Source organism: Nocardia terrae (assembly GCF_009760405.1).
In the GTDB taxonomy this organism is placed as follows: domain Bacteria; phylum Actinomycetota; class Actinomycetes; order Mycobacteriales; family Mycobacteriaceae; genus Nocardia; species Nocardia terrae.
On record NZ_WRPP01000001.1, the window covers coordinates 711,570 to 735,048 of the forward strand.

At 67.7% G+C, this 23,479-nt stretch carries 26 protein-coding genes; 17 read left to right on the plus strand and 9 right to left on the minus strand.

Going from position 1 to position 23,479, the window contains the following annotated elements:
- Positions 1–3 precede the first annotated feature (3 nt).
- The 4 genes from hsaA to GPX89_RS03165 are packed head-to-tail and all read left to right on the plus strand — an operon-like array spanning position 4 to position 3,193.
- Positions 4–1,164 carry a 3-hydroxy-9,10-secoandrosta-1,3,5(10)-triene-9,17-dione monooxygenase oxygenase subunit gene (gene hsaA, locus GPX89_RS03150; RefSeq protein ID WP_157354956.1) on the plus strand — a complete coding sequence of 387 codons (1,161 nt, stop codon included), beginning with the start codon at positions 4–6 and terminating at the stop codon, positions 1,162–1,164.
- Positions 1,164–2,018, plus strand: coding sequence for an alpha/beta fold hydrolase (locus tag GPX89_RS03155; protein ID WP_157354957.1), 855 nt, complete (start codon positions 1,164–1,166; stop codon positions 2,016–2,018). The genes hsaA and GPX89_RS03155 overlap by 1 nt, the downstream gene beginning before the upstream one ends.
- 31 nt (positions 2,019–2,049) lie before the next feature.
- On the plus strand, positions 2,050–2,574 hold the full coding sequence (locus tag GPX89_RS03160; protein ID WP_157354958.1) for a DinB family protein: 525 nt from the start codon (positions 2,050–2,052) through the stop codon (positions 2,572–2,574).
- Positions 2,575–2,632: 58 nt separating this feature from the next.
- On the plus strand, positions 2,633–3,193 hold the full coding sequence (locus tag GPX89_RS03165; protein WP_157354959.1) for an EF-hand domain-containing protein: 561 nt from the start codon (positions 2,633–2,635) through the stop codon (positions 3,191–3,193).
- Between the two features lie 99 nt (positions 3,194–3,292).
- Here the strand turns inward: GPX89_RS03165 and GPX89_RS03170 are convergent, their stop codons facing one another.
- Positions 3,293–3,931 (minus strand): hypothetical protein, encoded by a 639-nt coding sequence (locus GPX89_RS03170; RefSeq protein ID WP_157354960.1) that lies wholly within the window; start codon positions 3,929–3,931, stop codon positions 3,293–3,295.
- 212 nt (positions 3,932–4,143) lie between these two features.
- On the opposite strand from GPX89_RS03170, the gene GPX89_RS03175 reads away from it, so the two are divergent.
- Positions 4,144–4,797, plus strand: a complete 654-nt coding sequence (locus tag GPX89_RS03175) for an RNA polymerase sigma factor (protein ID WP_328601453.1) — start codon at positions 4,144–4,146, stop codon at positions 4,795–4,797.
- The gene (locus GPX89_RS03180; protein WP_328601454.1) at positions 4,794–5,021 is read left to right on the plus strand and encodes an anti-sigma factor family protein; all 228 of its coding nucleotides are present in this window, start codon (positions 4,794–4,796) and stop codon (positions 5,019–5,021) included. Before GPX89_RS03175 ends, GPX89_RS03180 begins: the two co-directional genes overlap by 4 nt.
- A 6-nt stretch (positions 5,022–5,027) precedes the next feature.
- Here the strand turns inward: GPX89_RS03180 and GPX89_RS03185 are convergent, their stop codons facing one another.
- The gene (locus GPX89_RS03185) at positions 5,028–7,331 is read right to left on the minus strand and encodes a LuxR C-terminal-related transcriptional regulator (protein WP_157354962.1); all 2,304 of its coding nucleotides are present in this window, start codon (positions 7,329–7,331) and stop codon (positions 5,028–5,030) included.
- 156 nt (positions 7,332–7,487) lie between these two features.
- Here GPX89_RS03185 and GPX89_RS03190 point away from each other — a divergent pair, with 156 nt between their 5' ends.
- The gene (locus tag GPX89_RS03190; RefSeq protein ID WP_235946811.1) at positions 7,488–7,868 is read left to right on the plus strand and encodes an MmcQ/YjbR family DNA-binding protein; all 381 of its coding nucleotides are present in this window, start codon (positions 7,488–7,490) and stop codon (positions 7,866–7,868) included.
- Here the strand turns inward: GPX89_RS03190 and GPX89_RS03195 are convergent, their stop codons facing one another.
- Entirely contained in the window at positions 7,869–8,789 is a 921-nt protein-coding gene (locus GPX89_RS03195; protein ID WP_157354963.1) for an alpha/beta hydrolase fold domain-containing protein, read from the minus strand.
- A 60-nt stretch (positions 8,790–8,849) separates the two neighbouring features.
- Positions 8,850–9,698, minus strand: a complete 849-nt coding sequence (locus tag GPX89_RS03200) for an alpha/beta fold hydrolase (RefSeq protein ID WP_157354964.1) — start codon at positions 9,696–9,698, stop codon at positions 8,850–8,852.
- 55 nt (positions 9,699–9,753) lie between these two features.
- Here GPX89_RS03200 and GPX89_RS03205 point away from each other — a divergent pair, with 55 nt between their 5' ends.
- Together GPX89_RS03205 and GPX89_RS03210 are read left to right on the plus strand one after the other, a co-directional pair.
- A complete protein-coding gene (locus GPX89_RS03205) occupies positions 9,754–10,347 on the plus strand; it encodes a TetR/AcrR family transcriptional regulator (RefSeq protein WP_328601455.1) in 594 nt (197 codons plus the stop codon).
- Between the two features lie 89 nt (positions 10,348–10,436).
- On the plus strand, positions 10,437–11,525 hold the full coding sequence (locus GPX89_RS03210; RefSeq protein WP_157354965.1) for an erythromycin esterase family protein: 1,089 nt from the start codon (positions 10,437–10,439) through the stop codon (positions 11,523–11,525).
- Between the two features lie 8 nt (positions 11,526–11,533).
- On the opposite strand, the gene GPX89_RS03215 is transcribed toward GPX89_RS03210, so the two are convergent.
- From GPX89_RS03215 to GPX89_RS03235, 5 genes are all read right to left on the minus strand, one after another.
- Positions 11,534–12,250, minus strand: coding sequence for a carbon-nitrogen hydrolase family protein (locus tag GPX89_RS03215; RefSeq protein WP_157354966.1), 717 nt, complete (start codon positions 12,248–12,250; stop codon positions 11,534–11,536).
- A gap of 13 nt (positions 12,251–12,263) precedes the next feature.
- Entirely contained in the window at positions 12,264–13,490 is a 1,227-nt protein-coding gene (locus tag GPX89_RS03220; RefSeq protein ID WP_157354967.1) for a bifunctional 3,4-dihydroxy-2-butanone-4-phosphate synthase/GTP cyclohydrolase II, read from the minus strand.
- Between the two features lie 169 nt (positions 13,491–13,659).
- Entirely contained in the window at positions 13,660–15,465 is a 1,806-nt protein-coding gene (locus tag GPX89_RS44255; protein ID WP_157354968.1) for an MFS transporter, read from the minus strand.
- An 81-nt stretch (positions 15,466–15,546) separates the two neighbouring features.
- Complete coding sequence (locus tag GPX89_RS03230; RefSeq protein ID WP_198347242.1) at positions 15,547–16,185, minus strand: PadR family transcriptional regulator; 639 nt, start codon at positions 16,183–16,185, stop codon at positions 15,547–15,549.
- A gap of 37 nt (positions 16,186–16,222) precedes the next feature.
- Entirely contained in the window at positions 16,223–17,056 is an 834-nt protein-coding gene (locus GPX89_RS03235) for an IclR family transcriptional regulator (protein WP_328601456.1), read from the minus strand.
- 233 nt (positions 17,057–17,289) lie between these two features.
- On the opposite strand from GPX89_RS03235, the gene GPX89_RS03240 reads away from it, so the two are divergent.
- From GPX89_RS03240 to GPX89_RS03275, 8 genes are all read left to right on the plus strand, one after another.
- Positions 17,290–17,793, plus strand: a complete 504-nt coding sequence (locus GPX89_RS03240) for a flavin reductase family protein (RefSeq protein ID WP_198347243.1) — start codon at positions 17,290–17,292, stop codon at positions 17,791–17,793.
- Positions 17,794–17,877: 84 nt separating this feature from the next.
- Complete coding sequence (locus tag GPX89_RS03245; RefSeq protein ID WP_157354970.1) at positions 17,878–19,044, plus strand: Rieske 2Fe-2S domain-containing protein; 1,167 nt, start codon at positions 17,878–17,880, stop codon at positions 19,042–19,044.
- 11 nt (positions 19,045–19,055) lie between these two features.
- Positions 19,056–19,301, plus strand: coding sequence for a hypothetical protein (locus GPX89_RS03250; protein ID WP_157354971.1), 246 nt, complete (start codon positions 19,056–19,058; stop codon positions 19,299–19,301).
- A 318-nt stretch (positions 19,302–19,619) separates the two neighbouring features.
- Positions 19,620–20,618 (plus strand): ferredoxin--NADP reductase, encoded by a 999-nt coding sequence (locus tag GPX89_RS03255; protein ID WP_235946814.1) that lies wholly within the window; start codon positions 19,620–19,622, stop codon positions 20,616–20,618.
- Between the two features lie 27 nt (positions 20,619–20,645).
- Positions 20,646–21,524 carry a VOC family protein gene (locus tag GPX89_RS03260; protein WP_198347244.1) on the plus strand — a complete coding sequence of 293 codons (879 nt, stop codon included), beginning with the start codon at positions 20,646–20,648 and terminating at the stop codon, positions 21,522–21,524.
- A gap of 84 nt (positions 21,525–21,608) precedes the next feature.
- Entirely contained in the window at positions 21,609–22,640 is a 1,032-nt protein-coding gene (locus GPX89_RS03265; protein ID WP_157354974.1) for a zinc-binding dehydrogenase, read from the plus strand.
- A 120-nt stretch (positions 22,641–22,760) separates the two neighbouring features.
- Entirely contained in the window at positions 22,761–23,036 is a 276-nt protein-coding gene (locus GPX89_RS03270) for a type II toxin-antitoxin system VapB family antitoxin (RefSeq protein ID WP_407939312.1), read from the plus strand.
- Complete coding sequence (locus tag GPX89_RS03275) at positions 23,033–23,446, plus strand: PIN domain nuclease (RefSeq protein ID WP_328601457.1); 414 nt, start codon at positions 23,033–23,035, stop codon at positions 23,444–23,446. Before GPX89_RS03270 ends, GPX89_RS03275 begins: the two co-directional genes overlap by 4 nt.
- Positions 23,447–23,479 lie beyond the last annotated feature (33 nt).

Here is a 23,479-nt window from a genome sequence, read left to right on the forward strand (position 1 = left end):
CGCATGACGAACAAGGTGCTCGATCGGGTTCGCGATCTGCTGCCCGCCATCAAGGAGCGGGCCGTCGAGGCCGAGGAGAACCGGCGGGTGCCTGACGCCAGCATCGCGGAGCTGACCCAGGCCGGTGTGTTCCGCATGCTGCAGCCCGCGCGCTTCGGCGGCGACGAGTCCTCGCCGGTGGAGTTCTACGAGGTGATCCGCACCATCGCCACCGTGTGCCCGTCCACCGCGTGGGTGTCCTCGGTGCTGGGCGCGCACCCGTGGCAGCTGGCCCTGTTCGAGGATCGGGCGCAGCGGGATGTGTGGGCCGAGAACCCCGACACCCTGGTGTCGTCCTCCTACGCGCCGACCGGCAAGCTGACCGTGGTCGACGGCGGCTACGAGCTGTCGGGCCGCTGGCAGTTCTCCTCCGGTTGCGACCACGCGCAGTGGGTCTTCCTGGGAGCGCTGGTGCCGACCGAGTCCGGCATGGACTACTACACGGTGCTGGTGCCGCGCACCGACTATCGCATCGAGGACACCTGGAACGTGTCGGGCCTGTCGGGCACCGGTTCCAACGACATCGTCATCGAGAAGGCGTTCGTGCCGGTCCACCGCGCCTACTCGGCCACCGACCAGGCCAACCTGGTCGGGCCCGGCCAGGCGGTGAACACCGGTCCGCTGTACAAGATCTCGTTCGGCGCGCTGTTCTCCAACACCATCACCGCCCCGATCATCGGCGCGGCCCAGGGCGCGTACGAGGCGCACATCGAGCGCCAGCGCGAGCGGGTGCGGCTGTCCTACGGCGGGCAGAAGGTGTCGGAGGATCCCTTCGCGCACGTCCGGATCGCCCGTGCCGCTTCGGAAATCGACGCCGCCGTGCTCCAGATGGAGCGCAATATGGGTGAGCAGCTGCGCTACGCGCAGGCCGGTGAGGAGATCCCGTTCGAGCTGCGCCTGGCCACCCGCCGCGATCAGGTGCGCGGCACCGAGCGCGCGCTCGAGGCGATCGACCTGCTGTTCAAGAACTCCGGCGGCCACGCCATCCGCCGCCCGAACATCATCGAGCGCAACTGGCGTGACGCGCACGCGGGCAGCGTGCACGTCATCAACGACGTGGAGCGGGCGCTGGCCATGTACGGCAAGGGCGCGATGGGGCTCGAGGTCGCGGATCGGATGCTCTGATGACTCTGACCGTCGAGAACACCACCCGCTGGGTCACCGTCGATGGCCACGAACTGCGCTATCACGAGGCGGGCGAAGGCCCGGCGCTGGTGCTGCTGCACGGTTCCGGCGCCGGTGTGTCCGGCTGGGCCAACTTCGGTGACAATCTGCCGGTGCTCGCCCAGCACTTCCGGTGCCTGATCCTGGATCAGCCGGGCTTCGGCGAGAGCGGACGGCCGGAGGTGTACGAACGCAACTACCTGCGCATCGCCGCCGACGCCGTGATCGGGCTGCTCGACGAGCTCGGCATCGAGAAGGCGCACCTGCTCGGCAATTCCATGGGCGGTACGGTCGCGACCCTGCTGGCGCTGGAACACCCGGGCCGGGTGGATCGGCTGGTGCTCATGGCACCGGGCGGGGTCGGTGTGAACATCCTGGGACCCGAACCGTCCGAGGGCATTACGCGGCTCATGGAGTTCAATGCCAACCCCTCCGACGAGAAGGCGATGGGTTTCCTGCGGGCCATGGTGTCCAACCCCGCCACCCTCACCGAGGAACTCGTCGCCAAACGCCTGAAGGCCGCCGCCGACCCCAAAGGTCAGGCCGCGCTGCGCGACGCCTACGCCACCTTCTACAACCCGAAGCTGGCCGAACCGGTCCCGCTGTGGGCGCGGCTGAAGGGCCTCGAGCAGGAAGTGCTGATCCTGTGGGGGCGCGACGACCGAGTCACTCCGGTCGAGGGTTCGCTCTTCGCCGCCCGTCAGCTGCCCAACGCGGACCTGCGCACCTTCGCCCGCTGCGGGCACTGGGTCATGATCGAACGCAAGGACGCCTTCGAGCGGTCGGTGATCGATTTCTTGAACAACGGCCTGTAACAAGGGGTTTCCGGGGCGATACAGTCCAGAGATGACATGGATCGCCCCGGAGATCACCAAGTCCCCTCAGCTGCTCGTCGGCGATGAGCGCGCCCAGCTGCACTCATTGCTCACCCGCGGCCGCGAGATCCTGCTCTGGAAATGCCAGGGACTCGACGGCGAGCAGCTCGCCACCCGCAGCGTGGAACCGTCCAGCATGTCCCTGCTCGGCCTGATCCGCCACATGACCGAGACCGAACGCGGCTGGTTCCGCATGCGGGTCGCCGGGGAGCAGCTCGACTACGTCTACAGCGACGCGACCAACCGCGACGGCGACTTCGACGACACCGATCCCGGGAACGCCGAAGCCGACTACGCCCGCCTGCTCGACGAAATCGCCTTGTGCGACAAGGCGATAGCCGACCTCACCCTCGACCACACGATCGTGCACCCGGGTTCGGGCAAGGCCGTCTCCCTGCGCTGGGTCTACCTGCACATGATCGAGGAGTACGGTCGTCACGCCGGTCACGCCGACCTGCTGCGTGAACGCCTCGACGGCGTCACCGGTTACCAGTAGCTCGGTATTGTTCGCGAAACCGGCTGTGCCGAGCCGCATCCGGCTCACAATCGGAAAGATGGAAATCAACGACTTTCTCCGCCGCAAGCTGACCCGTCGTTTCCAGACCTTCGACTTCGACGGCAACGGCCGCATCGAACGCGCGGACTTCGAATCCTCGGCCGCCCGCCTGGCCGAGGAATTCGGCCACGGCCCCGACTCGCCCGCGCGCAAACAACTCCTGGAGCTGAGCCTGGGCCTGTGGGAGCACCTGGTCTCGGTCGCCGACACCGACGGCGACGGCAGTATCGACCTCGGCGAGTACCAGCGTGCCTTCGCCGACGGCCTGCTCGTCACCGAACAGTCCTTCGAGCAGGGCTATCGGCCGTTCCTCGAGGCGATCATGGACATCGCCGACACCGACGGCGACGGCAAACTCGATGTGAACGAGCACATTCGCTGGACCGCCGCGCTCATGCACCTCCCCGAAGCCGACGCCCGCGACATCCACCGCCGCCTCGATACCGACGGTGACGGCCGCATCACCACCGATGACCTGCTCCATGCCATCCACGACTTCTACTTCGACGACGACCCGAACGGCGTCGGCTCCTGGCTGCTGGGAGCCCTGCCCGCCTGACCGTCCCCTGCCGTCGTGATACCGACACAGCTGCGGGCCGGGGTCCACGCCTCATCGAGCGGCTCCGGCCGCGAGGGCCGGAACAGCGAGGAAGGGCGGCTATTTCGGCTCTCGGGCGGCGAGCAGACGGCCCGCGGTGAAGAACTCCAGCAGAGCTTCGGACCCGCCCAGTTCGGCGATCGTCCGTGCCGCGCCGAAGGATTGGTTCCAGAAGTCACCGGAGCGCGGCGTCCACGGACCGATGTAGGCGTACGGCTCGCCGATCAGTGCGTCGCCGGGTGAGACGCCGTAGTTGACCTCGTCCAGGTCGATGCCGATGTCGAAGTGTTCGGGCCACAGCACCGGGGTTGCGCCGGGCCCGAGGGCCCGCAGCGCTGCATCGCCGAGTTCGTATGCGCGGGTGAGTATTCGGGCCTGGTCCGCGTCGATCCACAGCTGGGCGTGTGGGTCGAAGCCCGTCACATCCGCATAGACGCCCTCCGGCATGCCGGGTTCGAGCCCCGCCGCGGCGGCCAGCTCGGCGATGGTCGAACCGTGCAATTTCCCGACCGGTTCGTCGTCCGCCAGCAGGAGATCCTCGCGCACAGCGAGTTTCGGCTCCTTCACCGTCGCGAATCCTCCCGGCGCGGCGACGAGGCGAATGGTGCGGCTGCGGCGATACTCCGGCCCCGCGAGCAGTTGCTCCGCCACCGCGTGCAGACTCTCCCGGGTCCGGCGGTAGTCCTCGGCGTTCGTCATGTCCTAATCCTCTGCTCGGCTGTAACGCGGCGGGCCGCGCGGGGCACTGTGCACCGTCGACACAGATTCTTCTGGGTAGGCAGGCGTTACAGATGGAAAGCGATCGATCGGCGCGTTGGGCGGTTGCGGTATCGCCCTCGAACCGGCGTGAGCTCCGCTCGTACCCGCTAGAGTCGCGGGCGAGAAGGTGCCCGGCCCGGGGAGGGGATCGCGTGAGCCACGACGGCGTGCTGCCGCCGGACGACATCCTGGTCGGCAACCTGCGCAAACGCGATGAGGCCACCTTCGGGCTGGTGCTCGACGCCTGGTCGCCCGGCATGCTGCGGCTGGCGCGCTCGTTCGTCTCCACCAACGCCTCCGCCGAGGAGGTCGTGCAGGAGGCGTGGCTGGCGGTGATCCGCGGCATCGACGGGTTCGAGGGGCGGGCGGCGTTCAAGACCTGGGTGTATCGAATCCTGGTGAACACGGCGAAGAAGCGCGGCATCGTCGAGAGCCGGACCGTCCCGTTCGGGAGTCTGCTGGGTGAGGACGAGGGGCCCAGCGTGGACCCCGATCGCTTCCGCCCGGCGGGTGACCCGTATCCGGGCCACTGGAAGGCCGGGCAGAAGCCGCAGCACTGGTCGGAGCCGGAGAACGCCGCCGAACGCGCGGAGTTCGCGCGGGTGGTGGCGGCAGCGCTGACCGAGCTGCCCGACCGGCATCGCATCGTGCTGGTCCTGCGCGATATGGAAGGCTACAGCTCCGAGGAGGTGTGCGGTCTGCTCGACATCTCGGCCGGCAATCAGCGGGTCATCCTGCACCGGGCCCGGGCGGCCATCCGCACGAAACTGGAAGGGTATTTCGATGCGGAGGCGGTGCTGTCGTGAACTGCGATGAATTCGTCGAACTCGTCACCGCCTTCCTCGACGGCGCCCTCGAGCCCGACACCGAACAACGCTTCCTGGAACACCTTTCGCGGTGCGACGGCTGCGAGGTCTACCTCGAACAGTTCCGCCGGACCATCCAGGCGGTGGGCGAGCTGCCACCCGAAACCCTGTCCGGCCCGGCCCGCGACCACCTGCTGAACGCCTTCCGCGGCTTCCGGCACTGAGCCGGATCAGAGCTCGTGTTCGTGGGCCCAGGCGGCGAGCTGGGTGCGGGAGGTCAGGCCCAGTTTGGTGAGGATGTGTTCGACATGGGTTTCGGCGGTGCGGACGGAGATCACCAGGTCGGCGGCTATGCGCTTGTTGCTGTGGCCGGCGGCGACCAGGCGGGCCACGTCCTTTTGGCGGCGGGTGAGGACGTTGGTTTCCGAGAGGGTGGCGGTGGCGGCTCGGGGGGCGCGCTCGAGGGCGGGCGGTGCCGCGATGGGTTCCGGCGCGGCGGGGGTGCGGCCGAGGGCGTAGTCGATGGCCCGGTCGAGGGGCAGGCTCGCGCCCGCGCCGAAGGCGGCGCGGAAAGCGTCCTCGCCCAATGCCTCTCGGACCTTGAGCCGTTCCTTCTCGCCGACCGCCACGGTGATGGTGTGGGCCAGGCGGATGGTGCTGCGCTGCAGGCTTTCCGCCGCTCCCATCAGGCGGGCGGCCCGCTCGTGGTCGCCGCGCGCGGAGACCGTCCAGGCCAGGCCCTCGAAGGCGGACGAGAGCCAGATGCATCGCTCGAACAGGGCCAGCTGTTCGATGGCGCGGCCGTGGTATTCGGCGGCGGCGTCGAGGTCGCCGCGCCGCCAGTGGTCGATGCCGACCGTCCAGAGAGCCAGGCCGCCGAGCAGGTGTGAGCCGCTGTCGGTGGTGAGTTCGAGGAAACGCTCGGCCAATTCGGTCCGGCCGGGGGCCTCGAGCACCATGGCCGCCATGAAAGAGAAGGCGTGCGAATCCATTTCGATGGCGTGCTGACCGTGTGAGGCCGCCAGCTCGATGGCGCTGCGCCCGAGTTCGAGCGAGCGCTCCCGGTCGCTGTTGGCGAAGGCCAGCAGCGACCGATCCAGCGCCACCTCGGCCATGATGTCGGTATCGCCCAGTGCCGCGGCCAATTCCATGCATTCGGCCACCAGCCGTGACGCCGATTCCTCGTCGCCCAGCAGGGCCGCCAGCGAGGCCGCCGAGGAGAGCGCCTTGGCTCGTTCGGCGGTCCGCTCCGGGTTGCGGGAGAGGGAATCGGTGAGCCAGCGGTAGCCCTCGGACAGGAACCGGTTGTGCTCCCAGAAGGGCCGCAGCACGGTCACGGTGGCCATGGTGCGCAGCGGCTCGTCCTCGAGTCCCGACTTCAGCGCCGCTCGCAGATTCGCGTGCTCCCGCGACAATTCGCCGAACCAGGCCACGTCCTCGGAGGTCCAGTAGGCGGTCTGCCCGCGCATGGCGAGCTGCCGGTAGTGCTCCCGGTGCCGGGCCCGAACCTCATGTGCCGCACCGCGTTCGGTGAGCCGCTCGGCGGCGAACTGCCGGATGGGCTCCAGCATCGAATAGCGCGCCACGTCGCCGTCGAAGCGCAGCATCACCACGGACTTGTCGACCAGCCCGGTCAGCGCCTCCATCAGCGAGGCCGGACCCAGCTCGCACACCGCTTCGGCGGCGTCGATGTCGAAACCGCCCGCGAACACCGAAAGCTGTTCCCACAGTGTCTGTTCCGCCGCCGTGCACAGGTCGTAGCTCCACCGGATCGCGCCCTCGATGGTCTGCTGCCGCTGCGGTGCGGTGCGCGGCCCCGCGCTGAGCAGCCCGATGGTGTCGTCGAGGCGGTCGAGAATCTGTTCGGGCGTGAACATGCGCAACCGCAGGGCGGCCAGTTCCAGTGCCAGCGGCATGCCCTCGAGGCGGCGGCAGATCTCGGCGAGCACCGCGCGATTGGCGGATGTGGCCTGGAAGCTCGGGTTGGCCGCGGTGGCGCGCTCGACGAACAGCTGCAGCGCGTCGCCGTCCTCGGTGGCGGTGGCGGGCACGGTCAACGGCGGCACCGGCATGACCTGCTCGCCCGGGATGCCCAGCACTTCGCGACTGGTCGCCAGCACCCGCACGTCGGGCGTGGTGGCGATGATGCGGCCGACCAGCGTGGCGCACGCCTCGATCAGATGCTCGCAGTTGTCCAGAATCAGCAGCAGTCGCTTGTCGGCCAGGAATTCGGTGAGCCGGGGCAGGGGTGCGCTGGATTCGTCGCTGAGCTTCAACGCCTCGGCCACGCTCAGCGTGACGAGCGCGGGATCCTGCACCTCGGCCAGCTCGACCAGCCACACGCCGTCCGGGAACGCCCGCGACACCAACTGCCCGATCTGCCGGGACAGTCGCGTCTTCCCCATGCCGCCCGGACCCAGCAGGGTGAGCACCCGGGTGGTGGGCAGCAATCGCTTGGCGGTAGCCAGCTCCTCGCGGCGGCCGACGAAGCTGGTCACCTCTTCGGGGAGGTTTCCATCGACACGCCGCGCCATGGCGTCCAACCTATGTGATTTGCGGCATTCTATGCCAGCAGCGCCGCATAAACCCAGTTCGTGGCGATGCCCGGTGTGGGCGGCGATACACTCGACCGCGTGCCGCCGAGGTCTCGCCGAGCCCGCCTCTCGGACGTCCACGACCTGGCGTCCGGCATGCCGCACGCGACCATCGTGCCGGGCCCCGCCGGTAATCCCGTCTATCAGGTGGGCGGCAAATCGTTCGTCTTCTTCCGCACCCCGCGCCCCGACGCCGTCGACCCGGAGACCGGCGAACGCTACGACGACGTCATCGTCATCTGGGTCCCCGCCGAGGATGACAAGCTGGCCCTGACCCAGGATCCCGACACCCCGTTCTTCACCACCGACCATTTCCGCGGGCATCTCTCGGTCCTGGTGCGCGGCAGCCGAATTCCGGAACTGACCCTGCGGGAACTCACCGAGGTGATCCAGGACGCGTGGCTCTCCCGCGCCTCCGCCGCCCGCGCCCGCCGCTGGCTCGCCGAAAACGGTTCCGGTGCAGCGGGATCGACCTGATCAGCGCGGAGCGCGCGCGGGTGTGAGCGCCCGGCGCAAGGTGTCGACAATGAGGGTGCGGGCCGCCTTGCCCTCCGGGGTGGGGGTCAACGGATACACGTGCACCAGCCCCGCCGCCTCGTAGTAGTCGACCTCGACCCCCGCGGCCCTGGCCTTTTCGACCATGAGGCGGGCGTCGGGCATCAGGATGTCGCGGGTCCCGCAGAAGACGGTGAGCGGCCCGAGCCCGGTGAAGTCGGCGAACAGCGGGCTGACGAGGGGATCGGTGATGGGCAGCGGCCCGCGCCAGTGGTCGCCCAGCACCAGCCCGCCGTCCCGGCCCAGCCAGGGATCCTCGGGCTGCACGATCGGAATCTCGGGATTGCTCATCGACAGGTCGGTGGCGGGCGAGATCAGCACTGTCCGAGGCACACTCGGCTGTTCGCCGTCCCGCAGCGCCACGGCGGTGGACAGTGCGATCTGCCCGCCCGCCGAGTCTCCCGCCAGACACACCTCGCCGTACTCGGCGCGGTTGGCCCGAACCAGTTCGGCGAAGGCCGGAATCACCTGATCGGCGGTGCCGAACGGGACCAGGGGATAGATGGGGACCGTGACCGTCGCGCCCGCCCCCGCCGCGATATCGGCGGCCAGTTCCCAATGCTGCCGCACGACTTCGTTGACCCAGCCGCCGCCGTGGCAGTAGATGACATTCCCGTGCGCGCGGCCGGACCGGGGCGTGAGGGTGTAGACCGGCCAGCCGTCTTCGCGCCGGACCGACACCGCGACATCGGAGCGCAGCAGGCGCGGCGGACCGAAGGGCTGCGGCCGAATCGTGCGCTGCCGGATGTGTTCCCGTGCGCCCTCGGCCGTGCGGAACGGCTGGTTGGCGCGGGTGATCCGCAGGTAGGCGGGCACCGCCACCCGACTCATGAAGCTCGGCATCGCGCCTCCAGTGCATTCGTCCGGCCGATGCCGCCGACCCTACCAACCGGTAACCGCTCCTCAATCGGATTCGACGACAGCCTCGGTGAGGAATTCCGACATGGCGGCGGCGACGGCCTCGGGCTGATCGATCATCGACAGCACATAGGCGTCGTCGATCTCGACCAGGCGTGCCTTCGGAATCAGCTCGGCCAGCCGCCGCCCGTGCTCGCGCGGCATGACCTTGCCCGCCGAGGACCAGAGGATCAGGGCGTCGCCCGAGAAGTTCCGCAGCGCTTCGGTATTCGCGACGAGCTCGGACTTGACGCGCTTGGACCGGGCGTAGGAGAGCATGTCGCGCTGAATCCGCTTGTCCCGCAAGCCCGGTTCGGTCCAGCCGTGCACGAGTTCGTCGCTGAGCGGATAGCGCGCCATCCAGCCGAAGAGCAGGGGAGAGGAACGCAGCCACGAGATGCGCAACTGCCTGAGCCCCAAGGTGACCGCGCCGGGAATGGCGGCGACGAGGGTGATGGTCTTCCCGGGCAGGCCGGGTGGGAAGTTGGTGAACGCCTCGCAGGGCAGCACGATCAAACGCCCGACGCGTTGGTCGAGACCGTAGGCGGTGAGGAACAGCCCGCCGCCCCAGTCGGTGTGCACGAGCGTGACGTCTTCCAGATCCAGGGCCGCCAGGAAATCGGCGACCAGCTGATTCAGCCCCCGCATGGTCAGGTCGGCATCCTCGCGCATGGGTTCGGGATGTGACCCGAGCGGAAGCTCGGGCCGGATGTACCGGAACCCCTCGGGCAGCTTGTCGATGACCGCGTCCCATTGCGTCTGATTCATCAGCAAGCCGTGCAACAGCACGACCGCGGGCCCCTCGCCCCGCTCGGTGTAGTGGATCCGTCCAGCACTTACTTCAACAGTCGGCATGATCGTTTCCTCCTCTAGAGCAGACGCTCTAGTGCGTTTGCTCTAGTCTGTATCTGTGAGCGAGAAGCTGTCAACCACCACCAAGGACCGCCTGGTCACCGCGGTCGCCGAGCTCATGCGCGTCCAGGGCTACAGCGCGATCACCGTCAAACAGATCACCGCCGCCTCGGGCGCCCCCATGGGTTCGCTGTACCACCACTTCCCCGCCGGAAAATCGGCGATCGCCGCCGAGGCCCTCCGCACCTCGGGCGCGGCCTACATCCAATTGCTTCCACTGCTCATGGACGCCCACGACGACCTCCGCGAAGCGGTCCCGGCCGCCTTCGCCGCAGCCGCCGAAACCATCGAGCAGAACGGCTGGATGAACATGTGCCCGGTCGGCACGGTGGCCGGCGAAGTGGCCGACAGCGCACCGGAAATCCGCGAGGTCGCAGCCGACGTCATGAACTCCTGGATCGACGAGGGAACTCGGTATTTCATGCAACGCGGTCTGATCGACGGTGACGCACGAGAATTGATGATCGCCATTCTGTGTGCGCTGGAGGGGGCCTTCATTCTCAGCCGGACGCTCCGGTCGACCGAGCCATTGATGGCAGCTGGACGTGCCATGGGCGCAAGGGTTTCCGAGATTATCGGCACGAGAATATGAGCGATACCGAACCCGCGAAAGACTTCCCGGGCGAATGAATCGCCCGCCCGCTTGACCTGAACCATTGTTCAGGTTGAAGAGTGGTCCACATGAACACCAGCACCCTCTCGGCAGCCACCATCGTCGGCATCGGCGAATCCACCCGTTTCGCCCACGAAACCTTCACCCTCCGCGACACCCTCTTCCGCGACCTGGTCGAACACCACAACTTCCGCACCCTCGCAGTCCAGGACAGCGCCGACGTCGGCAAAGCCCTCGACGCCTACGTGCGAGAAGGCAAGGGATCCCCCACCGAAGCGTTGGACAACGCCTGGCGGCCCTGGCGCACAAAGGAAATGGCCGCAACCCTTGCCTGGCTCCGCGAGTTCAACGAATCCCACCCCGACGACCAGGTCACCGTCATCGGCATCAAGCCGACCCAGGCAAAGCGGGAAGACTACGACGCGATCCTGAATGCCGTTCGCGCCCAGGCCCCGGACCACCTGGCCGAACTCGCCGCCCACCTGGACCCCATCCGCACCGCCCACACCGTCGACGAACACGTCCAGCGCGCCCGAGGCACGCACCTCGGCCGCCCGTTCAAGGACCACGCCCACGACGCCTCGGCGCTGCTCGCGACGATCCCCGGTCTCGACGAAAACATCCGCGCTCGAATGGCTTTGATCGAGGAGTTCCACAACCACAGCGTCGCGGGTCGCGGGAGCTTCGCGGGTGAGGCCGAGGTCTGGGCGGCGTCGATCATCGATCATTACGAGCGCACCGGGCGGCGAACGGTGTACTGGGACGGCATCGCTCACGTTTCCGCCGAGGCGACCACCTTCGGGAAGACCGCGGCCGAGGGCGCTCACGCCAGCGTCGGCAGCGTTCTGCGCGAACACTTCGGCCGTGACTACGCCTCGGTGGCGATCGGATTCCACCACGGGAATCTCGGTGTGGTCGACGTCCCGCCACCGGCCTCGGATTTCCTCGATGCCGACTTGGGGGATCGCGGCCGGCCGGTGCTGTGGCTCGATATGCGCACCGATCCGATCACGTCCCCGGCCAAGATGCGTTCGATCAGCGGAGTCTACGACCCGGATCGAGATGCCAAGGAGTACTTGGCGATCGACAATGTCGCCCGGGCATTCGATCTCCTCGTCCACATCCGCGAGGTGACGCCGGTCGGCTGGCTGCCGTGAGCGCCCGCCTATCCGATCTGTGCGGTGACCACGCCGGTCGAGCTGGAATCGCCCTCGACCAGCAGGTCGCCGCCGGGCCGCCAGACGGCAGATCCGCCGCAACCCACCCAGGGGCCCGCCGGACCGACGTGATTCGACAGCACCACGGACATATTCGATTCGCGTGAGATCCCCGGGTAGATGGTCGCGCGTTCGTGAACACCGCCACCGGTCCCGTACAGCGAACTGGCCACGTGCACGTCGCAGCCGTCGGCGGCGCTTCGCCCGAGAAGCGCCGCAAAATGATTGTCGTAGCAGGTGGCGAGGGAGAATCGAAGCCCGCCCAGCTCGAATCGCCCATCCCGATCGCCCGCCACGAACAGCTCCCGCTCGTGCTCGAACAGATGCTGCTTGAAGTAGCTGTGCAGCAATTCGCCGGCGGCCGAGTACACAAAGGTCGCGATGGCGGGACCGCGTTCGGTGGGCGCGGCGCAGTTGATCACGGTGGCGACGCCGGTGCTCCGCATCGAATCCAGCCGGGCATCATCCGCGTCGACGAGGAGCCCGGGATTCGCGGCGATCAGATCCAACTCGTATCCGGTGAGCGTGAGCTCGGGAAACACCACGAGCTCAGCGCCGTCCGCCCGGGCCCGGTCGGCGAGTTCGGTCGCCTGCTTCACGTTGGCGGTGACGTCACCGGGGACGCAGGTCAGCTGTGCCGCCGCGATCTTCACGGCTCCCAGCATCGCAGCCGGAGGTTCAGCGGTAGCCGACGGCCTCGAAATGCGGTAGCTGATGGCTCATCCGGTCCCGCTTGGTGCTGAGGTAGTGGACATTGTGCTCGGTGGGCTCGGTCTGCAGCGGGATCCGGCTGTGGACCGTGATGCCGTTGGCCTCCAGGCCGGACTGTTTGGCGGGATTGTTGCTCAGCAGGTGAACCGAATTCACGCCGAGATCGCCGAGGATGCGGGCCGCCGCACCGTAGTCGCGGGCGTCGATGGGCAGGCCCAGTCGGACATTGGCGTCGACGGTGTCCGCCCCGGCGTCCTGTAGTTCGTAGGCGCGCAGCTTGTTGAGCAGCCCGATGCCCCGGCCCTCCTGGCCGCGCAGATACACCACGACACCGCGTCCCGCCGAAGCGACGGCTTCGAGAGCGGCGTCGAGCTGGTCGCCGCAATCGCAGCGCAGAGAACCGAAAGCATCGCCGGTGAGGCATTCGGAATGCACTCGAGCCAAGGCGTTTTCACCGGAAGGATCGCCGTGGACCAGAGCCAGATGCTCCGCGCCCGAGTGTTCGTCGGCGTAGCCGTAGACGCGGAAATCGCCGAAGCGGGTGGGCAATCGGGTCTCGACCACGCGAGAGATGCCGTGCTCCAACCGTTTCCGGTGCTCGATCAGGTCGGCGATGGAGACGATGGGAATGCCCCATTCGTGGGCCATGACCAGCAGCTGCGGCAATCGCGCCATGGTCCCGTCATCGTTGACCACCTCGGCGATGACCCCGACCGGCCGCAATCCGGCGAGCCGCATGAGATCGACGGCCGCCTCGGTATGCCCCGGACGCCCGAGCACACCGCGGGGATTCGCGCGCAGCGGAAACACGTGACCGGGCCGCGAGAGCTGATCCGGCATGGTCCGGGGATCGGCCAGCACTCGCATGGTCCGCGCCCGGTCGGCGGCCGAAATCCCGGTGCTGACACCGGAAACCGCGTCCACGGAGACGGTGTAGGCGGTGCCCTTCGGGTCCTGATTGACCGCGGCCATCGGCGGCAACCGCAGCCGGTCGCAGTCCTCGCCCGTCATGGGGACGCAGATGACCCCGCTGGTGTGCCGCACCAGAAACGCGATGTTCTCCGCGGTCGCCTGCTCGGCGGCCAGGATCAGATCGCCTTCGTTCTCGCGGTCCTCATCGTCCACCACCAGCGCCATGCCGCCACGGGCGATGGCGGCCACCGCCGTGGCGATGGAGTCGAGTTCACCGGTCATCGTCGACCACCTCCTCCGGCCACACGGGCGGGCGGCCTATTTCCAATAGAAATATGCCGACCGGAGAACAACGAGGTCAGATCCCAGTGAGCGGTCAGGAATGCGCGAACAATGGCCCGGAAGCAGTGTGCCTCCGGGCCATTGGGTCACTCGACGGTCAGCGCGGTTGTCAGTGCGCGGCGCCGCCGGTCGCCGGGGTGCGCCCGTGCTTCATGATCAGCGCGCCGATCAGCGCCACCGCCGCGGAGATCGCCACGAAGTAGAAGCTGATCTCATATCCCTTGTCGGCGTACACCAGCGGAATGTCCTTGGTGACCGGCGGCGCGCCCGCCACCGACACCACCGCCTTCACCGGATTGGCCGTCAGGAACGCCGTCGCCACCGCGAGCCCGATGCCCGCGCCCATGGCCTGCATGACGCCCAGCATGCCCGCGCTGATGCCCTGCTGTTGCGCCGGAACGCCTTCCACGATGAGGTTCGGCGTCGAGGCGTAATACAGCGCGAACGCGATGCCGTACACCGCGCTGATCAGCGCCTGCGTCTGCCAGCCGTGCGAGAGCGCCGCATAGGCCAGACCGCTGCCGACGAAGATGACCAGCGCCGTGATCAGCGGCCACCGCGCGCCCGAGCGCCGGATCCACAGGCCGCCGAGGAAGCCGAACAGCATGGCGATCAACGACTGTGCCAGCGTCACGTGTGTCGCGAACTTCAGCAGCGAGAAGTTGTCACCGTAGGTGTAGCCCGGCTTCAGATCCACCTTGACCATGTCCGGCGGCAGGTGTGAGTACACGGCTTCGGGCGGCACCTGCGCGTTCACCATCTCCGGGGTCACCTGCGCGTTCACCGTGTCGGTCAGCTGCTGGACCACCTGCGGCGGCAGGTCCACGCCGGGCGGCATCGCGGCCTTGGCCTGCGCCTCGGCCTGTGCGAGCCCCTGAGCCCGCGCCTGGGTCAGCGCCTGCGCCTGAGCCTGTTGCAGCGCACCCGCTTTCACCTGCTCCCATGTCCCGGCCTTCACCTGCGAGATGACCTCCGCGGACGGCGGCGACTGCGTCATGTACCCGGTCGCGTAGGACTGGTAGCCGATCATGAACGAGGCCAGCAGACCGATGAACAGCACCACGCTCACGCGCGGATTGAACAGCAGCTTCATATCCATGATCGGTTGCTTCGCACGCGTTTCCACGATCGGGAACAGCGCGAGCAGCACCAGACCGCCGATCAGCCACGCCAGTGTGGACGGCTTGGTCCAGCCCCAGTCCTGGCCCTTGTCCAGGTAGAGCAGCGTCAGCGTCGCACCCGCGCCGAGCAGCAGCGCGCCGATGAGATCGAGCCGCTGCGGCGTGCGCAGCTTGGATTCCGGCACCACGATGATCAGCAGCGGAATCATGATCACGGTGAAGATGAACAGGAACCAGAACAGGCCGCGCCAGCTGTAGTGATCGGTGATGTACCCGCCGATCAGCGGACCGGCGAGGGCGGAGACGCCCAGACCCGTGGAGGCGATGCCCAGGCCGATGGGAACCATCCTGCGCGGCATCAGGTCTCGGATCAGACCGTAGGAGACCACGGTGGTCGCGATGGCCGTCGCCTCGAGCGCGCGGCCCACCAGGAACACCGCCCAATTGCTGGTGACGGCGCACAGGGCCGTGCCGATGAGGAAGAGCACGCCGCAGACCAGGAACATCTTCTTCTTGCCCCAGATGTCGCTGAGCTTGCCGATCAGCGGGGACACGGCGGCACCGAAAATGCCGAAGACGATGATGGCCCAGTTGATGTTCGCGCCCTGATCGGGGAACGTGGGCGCGATCTGTCGCAGTGCCGACGCGACCATCACGTACTGCATCGGGGAGACCTCGGTGAACAGCACGATGACCGCGAGGACCGACCAGATCCTCAGATTCGACGCGCCGTCGAGGCGGCCGCTTTCGTCAGGCGCGGCGGGGGGTACCGCGGTGTCGACGGAGGTGGACATACTGCGTCCTCCAGGGTGGGTAGTAACACGATGGTGTGAACCGTGTCACGACCGATCACCGTCGACTATGAGCAAGTCCGTTCAGTGGGAATCGCTGGAATTCTGCTTCTTCACAGGCTTGCGGCGGCTACGCTGTCTCGCCAATTTGTCCATATCCGCGAGCAGGTCTTCCGCGAATTCCTTTTCCGCCTCGTAATGCTTGACGCACCAGCGCAATACCGCGCTCGGATAGGCCCAGTCCGGATTCACCTCCGCGCCCGCGGCGTCGGCTTCGGCGCGGCGGCGCATGGTTTCGGTGTATTCGATGTGCTGGGTGAGGATTTCGCGCATGCGCTCGGGTTCGGCGAGATGCCCCAGCCAGGCCCGCAGCATCACACTGTGTTTGAGCACCGGGGCTTCGACGGGGGAGTGGTTGACCCAGTGCGCGGCCGCTTCCCGTCCGCTCTCGGTAATGGCGTACATGCGTTTGCCGCGCATGCCGTCCTCGGAGACGACGGTCCGCGACGTCGCGTATCCGTGCTTTTCCAAACGTTTGAGTTCGGCGTAGATCTGGCTGAACGAAGGACTCCAATAGAAGAACTGCAGACTCCAGTCCGCCCATTTCTTCAGGTCGTATCCGGAGAGTTCCTCGGCGTGCGAGAGCATTCCGAGGACCGCCCACGCCGTCGTGGGCAGTTCCGGAACCGCCTGCGCCGCATCGGCGGGCACGCCATCGGTCATCATCGAACTGTATCGCCCCCGCATCGCCGGACTCCGTTCAGCGCCAGTGGGCGCGACGCGGGAACAGGGTGCGGCCGGCCTCGTGCGCGACCTCGAGCACGACGCGGGCCAGCCGGTCGTAGCTCATGCCGTCGGCGCGGCCGGACAGCGACAGCGCGGCCGGCGCGGTGCCACGCCCTCGCAGCGGCGCTGCGACGCAGGCGATTCCGGCCACGGCCTCCTCGCGGTCGATGGCCACGCCCTGGCGCAGGCGGATCTGGGCCAGCTCCCGGGTCAGCGCCTCGGGCTCGCAGATGGTGCGCGGGGTCAGGCGCGGCAGGCGGGTGCGCAGCGCGGCCTCGGCGATGTTCGGCTCCAGGCAGGCGAGCATGGCCTTGCCGAGAGCGGTTGCGTGCGCGGGCATCCGGCCGCCCAGGCGGGTGGGCAGGCTGGCGGCGAAGCGGCCACCGGCCTTGTCCAGGTAGACCACGTCGCGGCCGTCGAGGACCGCCAGATGTCCGACCATGCCGGTGCGCTGGCTCAGCTCGTGCAGCAGCGGGGAGACGGCGTCGCGAATCTCGTTGTGGTCGGCGGTGAGTCCGCCGAGCTCGAGGGCGCGCATGCCCAGGCGGTAGCCGCCGGAGGTGTGGGCCAGCCAGCGCAGCTTGATCATCTGGTCCAGGATCCGGTGCACGGTGGACCGCGGCAGCCCGGTGCGCTCGACCAGTCCGAGCAGCGTGAGGGTGGGGGTGGACGCGTCGAACGCGTCCAGGATCAAGGTCATTCGCTCGATCATCGAGACGGGGACCTCGGCGCTGGTGTGAGTTTCCTTGGCGCGCATGGGCTTGTGGGTGTGTCGAGTCTCCGCCGGGGGCAGCATGGTGACGGACATATGTACCTCCGTTGGTTCATATCCAGTCTAGGACTATTCCGATTAGGCATGTACCTAGTTCGGAGCTTGTGCTACCCATCACAGTGCCCTGCGCCACAACCTGCGGAATCGGGAGAACTACGTAAAACCTACGCATACGTGTCCCGATCACCGAACCACGTAGTTGACGCCTCCTTGTCGCGACCTGCTGTCATGACTTCTAGCTATATTTCGGATCGAAATAAGGAGGGCCCGTGGACCCGGTCCTGGACCAGGCTCCGGCCATCGACGCATCGGCTTTCAAGACCGTTCTGGGGCGCTTCGCCTCCGGCGTCACCGTGATCACCGCCCTTGACGAGGGCGAGCCCATCGGCTTCGCGTGCCAGTCGTTCGCCTCGCTGTCCATCGACCCGCCGCTGGTGAGTTTCTTCCCGGCGCGGACCTCGAGCACCTGGCCGAGAATCCGTGCGGCGGGCCGGTTCTGCGTGAACATCCTGGCCGACGATCAGGCCGAGATCTGCCGTCGGCTCGGACGCCCGGGCGCGGACAAGTTCACCGGCGTCGAGTGGGCCGCCTCGGAGAACGGCTCACCGTTGCTCGCCGGGGCCATGGCTTCGATCGACTGCGCCCTGCACGACGAGGTGGACGGCGGGGACCACACCATCGTCATCGGCCGCGTCACCAGCCTGAACGAGCACTCCGAGGCGCGGCCGCTGGTCTTCTACCGCGCGGCGTTCAACCGTCTCGCAGACCAGTAGACGCCGCCCGGCCAGTGAGACTGCGCTGTCGTCGCCGTCACATCGGCCGCAACCATCGAAGCAAGGCAAGGGAGAGGAATTCACATGACCACCGCAGAGAGTGAAGTTCGCGTCATCGACTCGGGCAAGCCCCCGGCTCGATTCGCGCGCGGCTGGCACTGCCTGGGACTGGCCGACTCCTTCCGCGACGGAAAGCCGCACACCGTCAAGGCTTTCGGCACCGAGATCGTGGTGTTCGCGGCCGAGGACGGCACCCTCAACGTGCTCAACGCCTACTGCCCCCACATGGGCGGCAATCTCGCCGACGGCACCGTCAAGGGCGACTCCATCGCCTGCCCGTTCCACGACTGGCGCTGGAACGGCAAGGGCAGGTGCACCGGCATCCCCTACGCGCGCCGCGTGCCCCCGCTGGCCCGCACCAAGGCGTGGCCGACCATGGTCGAGAACAAGATGCTCTTCGTCTGGAACGACCCCGAGGGCAAGCAGCCCCCGGCCGAACTGGCCATCCCGCGCATCGACGCCGCCTTCGACGACGAGTGGACCGACTGGACCTGGAACTCCATGATCGTCGACGCCAACTGCCGCGAGGTGGTCGACAACGTGGTGGACATGGCGCACTTCTTCTATGTGCACTACGGCTTCCCGACCTTCTTCAAGAACGTCTTCGAGGGCCACACCGCCAGCCAGTTCATGACCTCGGTGTCGCGCGAAGACATGATGGGCGAGACCGCCAAGGCGCTGGGCGGCAAGAACGTGCTGCAGTCGGAGGCGTCCTACTACGGGCCCTCCTACATGATCGACTACCTGAAGAGCGAGAGCCCGAACGGCCTGGTCGTCGAGGGCTATCTGATCAACTGCCACTACCCGATCGACGAGAACCGGTTCGTGCTCATGTACGGCGCGATCGCCAAGAAGCCCGCGGGCGTGACCCCCGAGCAGGCGCGGGAGATCGCCGAGAAGTTCGTGGGCGGCCTGGGCAAGGGCTTCGAGCAGGACGCGGCCATCTGGAAGCGCAAGTCGCGCATCAACAATCCGCTGCTGTGCGAGGAGGACGGGCCGGTCTACCAGCTGCGTCGCTGGTACGAGCAGTTCTACGTGGATGTCGCCGACATCGCCGAGGAGATGACCGACCGCTTCGAGTACGAGGTGGACACCACCCGCGCGGTCACCGCCTGGGAGGCCGAGGTCGCGGAGAACATCGCCAAGCGTGCCTCCGCCGATAGCGTGTCCCACGCGGACGCGAACGCCTGAGAGGCATCGGGATGGACAAGGTTTCGTGCCGGTCCTGCGGGACATGCGTGCTGGTGGAGAAGTACAGCGACCAGCACACCAGCGTGCAGTGGAACAAGACCGCCATGGCGGACTGCACCGAGCTCGCGGGAAACGGTCTGCGGTCGCACACCTGTAAGGCATTGCGCGCCAGCATCGACGAGGCCGTGGCCGCGGGCGCGGTGAACGTCAGCACGCGTGACGTGGACGTGCGCACCCGCGGCCGAACCCTGGCCTAGGGCGGGGCTGCCGCCGGGCATCGGGGCGTTCGATCGATGCGGCGGAGCGGTCCCCGGGGAGGCCGCCCGGCGTCGTCGGCGGTCGGCCCTGAGGGTCGGATACCCGGCTCGCCCGCGAGCGAAACGGGCGGCCCGCCCCGGACGGGTGTGTCGCGCGTCACAGATCTGAGGTGCGGGCCGCAGGCAAACAGCAAGGACGGGAATGGAACTGGTGGAGCAATGACGGTGACGGACATGGAGCCCGGCACGGCCGTCCCGGAGGCGGAAGCCGCGTCGGCGCAGGCCGGGGATGTCGCGAGCGCGCGGATCGTGCGCGTGATGCGGGAGACCGCGGACGCGGTGTCGCTCGAACTCGTTCCCGAGCCCGCGCACGCCGAGCGGTTCACCTATCGTCCGGGACAGTTCCTGACCCTGCGGATTCCGAGCGACCTGACCGGATCGGTCAGCCGCTGCTATTCCCTGTCGAGCGCCCCGCACGAGGGCGGTCCGCTCAAGGTCACCGTCAAGCGGACCGTCGACGGCTACGGCTCGAACTGGCTGTGCGACAACGCCGCCGAGGGCCTCACTCTCGACGTGCTGCCGCCCGCCGGGATCTTCACCCCGGAGTCGCTGGACACCGATCTGCTGCTGTTCGCCGCCGGCAGCGGTGTCACGCCCGTACTGTCCATCCTGAAATCCGTGCTCGCGCGGGGCTCCGGCCACTGCACGCTGATTTACGCCAATCAGCACGAGAATTCGGTTATCTTCGCCCAGGAGCTCGCGGAACTGGCCGCCGCGCACCCGGATCGACTGCTGGTGCTGCATTGGCTGCAGTCGGTTCAGGGGCTGCCCAGCGTGGCCGGTCTGGCCGCGCTGGCCCGTCCGTGGGCGGGCCGGGAGGTCTTCGTCTGCGGTCCCGGCCCGTTCATGGACGCGGTCGCGGCGGCCATGGCCGAGCTCGGCGCGGACCGCAAGCGCGTGCACATCGAGAAGTTCGTCTCGCTGTCGGGCAATCCGTTCGAGAGCGATTCCACCGCAACCGATGTCGTGATCGACGACGGTGACGCCGCCACCGCGCGGGTCGAGCTGGACGGCGCGAACCACGAGCTGGCCTGGCCGCGGCAGCAGACCCTGCTCGACACCATGCTCGCCAAGGGACTCGACGCCCCGTACTCGTGCAAGGAGGGCGCGTGCAGCGCCTGCGTGTGCCGGGTCGTCTCCGGCGAGGTGAGCATGCGCCGCAACGAAATCCTGGAGGCCGAGGACATCGCCGACGGCTACGTGCTGGCCTGCCAGGCGATTCCGGTCACCGACGACGTCTCCGTCACCTACGACTGACCACCCGACAATCCGAGGAGTATGACAATGGCCGCGTTCGCCTCGCTGGGCTACGTACGCGCTCACATCGCCGATGTGGACGCCTGGCGCAAGTTCGCCTTCGACACCATCGGTTTCGCCGAGGGCACCGGGCCCAACCCCGACTCCGTCTACCTGCGCGTCGACGAGCACACCTACCGCCTCGAACTGGTGCCCGGCGAGCGCGACGCGGTGATCGCCGTCGGCTGGCAGGTCGCCGACCGCCGCTCGCTGGAGCTGGTGCGCGAGACCTTGGAGAAGGCCGGCGTCGCGGTCACCACGCTGTCGGTGGCCGAGGCCGTCAACCGGCACGTCGAGGAGGCCATCGCCTTCGTCGACCCGTCCGGATTCACCATCGAGGTCTTCCACGGCCCGCTGCTGGACCACTCGCCGGTGGTCGGCAAATTCGGAAACCGTTTCGTCACCGGCGATCTCGGGCTCGGGCACGTGGTGCTGCCGGTGCGCGACATCGAGGAGGCCCGGCGGTTCTACACCGAGGTGCTGGGCTTCGCCGCGCGCGGCTCGTTCCGGGTGGGCCCGCCCGAGCATCCGATCTGGATCCGCTTCATGGGCGTGAACCCGCGCCACCACAGCCTGGCGCTGATTCCGGGTTCGCGGCCGGACGGGCCGGGCATCGTGCACGTCATGGTCGAGGTCGACTCGCTCGACGACGTCGGCCGCGCGCTGGACCGCGTGAACAAGGCGGGCTATCACCTGTCCTCCACGCTGGGCCGCCACACCAACGACAAGATGATCTCCTTCTACGTCCGCACGCCGGGCAACTGGGATCTCGAATTCGGTTGCGAGGGCATGCTGGTCGGCGACGACTACGTGGCCGAGGAGATGACCGCCGACAGCTACTGGGGCCACGAGTGGGCCCGCGGCTGAGGTAGCACCCGTCTGACCGCGCGGCCCCACAGAGCCCACCGGGACGCGCGGTGTTCGGAGCGCCAACTACGGAAGGACAGTGACATGCGCGCTGTGGTCATGCGCAATCGGAAGCTCGTGGTGGACGAAGTCCCCGAGCCGGTACCGGGTCCCGGGCAGGTGCTGGTCGAGACCATCGCCTGCGGGATCTGCGGATCCGACAAGCAGGCCCTCGAGCACACCGACGAGTTCCTGCAGGCTTCGCGCGACAGCGGGGTGCCGACCTTCCTGTTCGACCCGCACCGGGATCTCGTGATGGGGCACGAACTGGCGGCACGCGTCATCGGCGCGGGACCGGACACGCCATTTACCGAGGGACAGAACGTCGTCGCGCTGCCGTGGGCGCTGGATCCCGCGGGCGGGATTCACGGCGTCGGGTACTCCAACGAGTTCCCCGGCGGCTACGGCGAGCGCATGGTGTTGCAGGCCATGGCCCTGGAGCCCATCCCGGAGCAGGTGCCCCCGCATGTGGCGGCCATGACCGAGCCCCTGGCTGTCGGCTTCGGCAACGTGGCCCGCACCGGTATCGGCCCCGAGGGCACCGGCATCGTGATCGGTTGCGGCCCTGTCGGTCTGGGTGCGGTGGCGGCGCTGGCCGAGCGAGGAGTCGCGCCCATCGTGGCGTCGGATCCGTCCGAGCTGCGGCGCGAGGCCGCCCTGCGCATGGGTGCGCACCGGGTGGTGGACCCCGCGGCCGAGGACCCGGTCGAGGTGTGGCGGGAACTCGCCGCGCCCGGCCAGAAGCTGCACGTCTGGGTGTGCGCCTCGGTCCCCGGCCTGCTCAACGACCTCATGTACAAGGTGCCCCGCGAGACCGCCATCCTGCAGATCGGCGCGGTCATGACCGATGACGTCATCCGCCCGATCGTCGGCATCTACAAGGACATCTCCCTCCAGATGTGCATGGTCTACCCGCACGAGGAATACGCGAAGACGTTGCACCGCATCGCCGAGGGCACCCTGGACGCCGCCTCGCTGATCACCGACCAGGTCGGCTTCGACGGCGTCGCGGACGCCATCGAATCACTGCGCAACCCCGACGATCACATTCAGATCCTGGTCCGTCCGGAGTTGTGAGCGCGCACCAATCGGCAGAAGTCGATCGGGTGCAGGGCGTCGTCGCGCTGCCAGAGGGCGGCGTCGACGGCGTCATCTCACCGTGTCCGTCGACCTTCCGAGCAGGAATCATCAGAATGTATGCTGATCTCATACATCACCAACATTGAGGAGATTCCGATGACGGTCACTCAGATCGATTTGGATGATGATGCGCTGGTCGAGGCGATGCGCCTGATGGGTACCAAGACCAAGAAGGACACGGTCAACCAGGCGCTACGCGACTACATCAGCAGGGTACGGCGAGTCGAAGCCGCTCAGCGGTTGTTCGAACGAGGGCAGCGTGGCGAATTCGATCGAGCTGCTGCGGCCTACGAAGCGGAGAAGGCCGCCCGCAGGGAGGTATTCGGCGAGTGATCGGATACCTCATCGATACGTCCGCCCTCTGGCGTCTGTTTCGGGATAAGGACATCTTCTCGACCTGGCAGCCGGAAATCGACGCGGCGGCCCTATCGATGTGCGAGGCGACTCGGGCCGAATTTCTGTTCTCGGCTACGGGTCCGGCCGACCGTGACGAGATTGCGGCTGACTTGGACGCGGTGTGTGGTCTGGCGGCTGTGCCGAAGTCCGTCTGGCGTTGGGTCGACACCGCGCAGTACAAGTTGACGCAGCGTGGTCAGCATCGTTCGGCCGGGGTCGTGGACCTCGTCGTCTGTGCGACAGCGGTGCACCACGGATTGACCGTTTTGCACGCTGACGCGGATTTCGCGACCGTGGCCCGGGTATTGCCCGAGTTGCGTGACCGGGATATCCGCGTCTCGAGCTGACGCGGATATCTCGATCGAGGTCGTGGTTTGCGT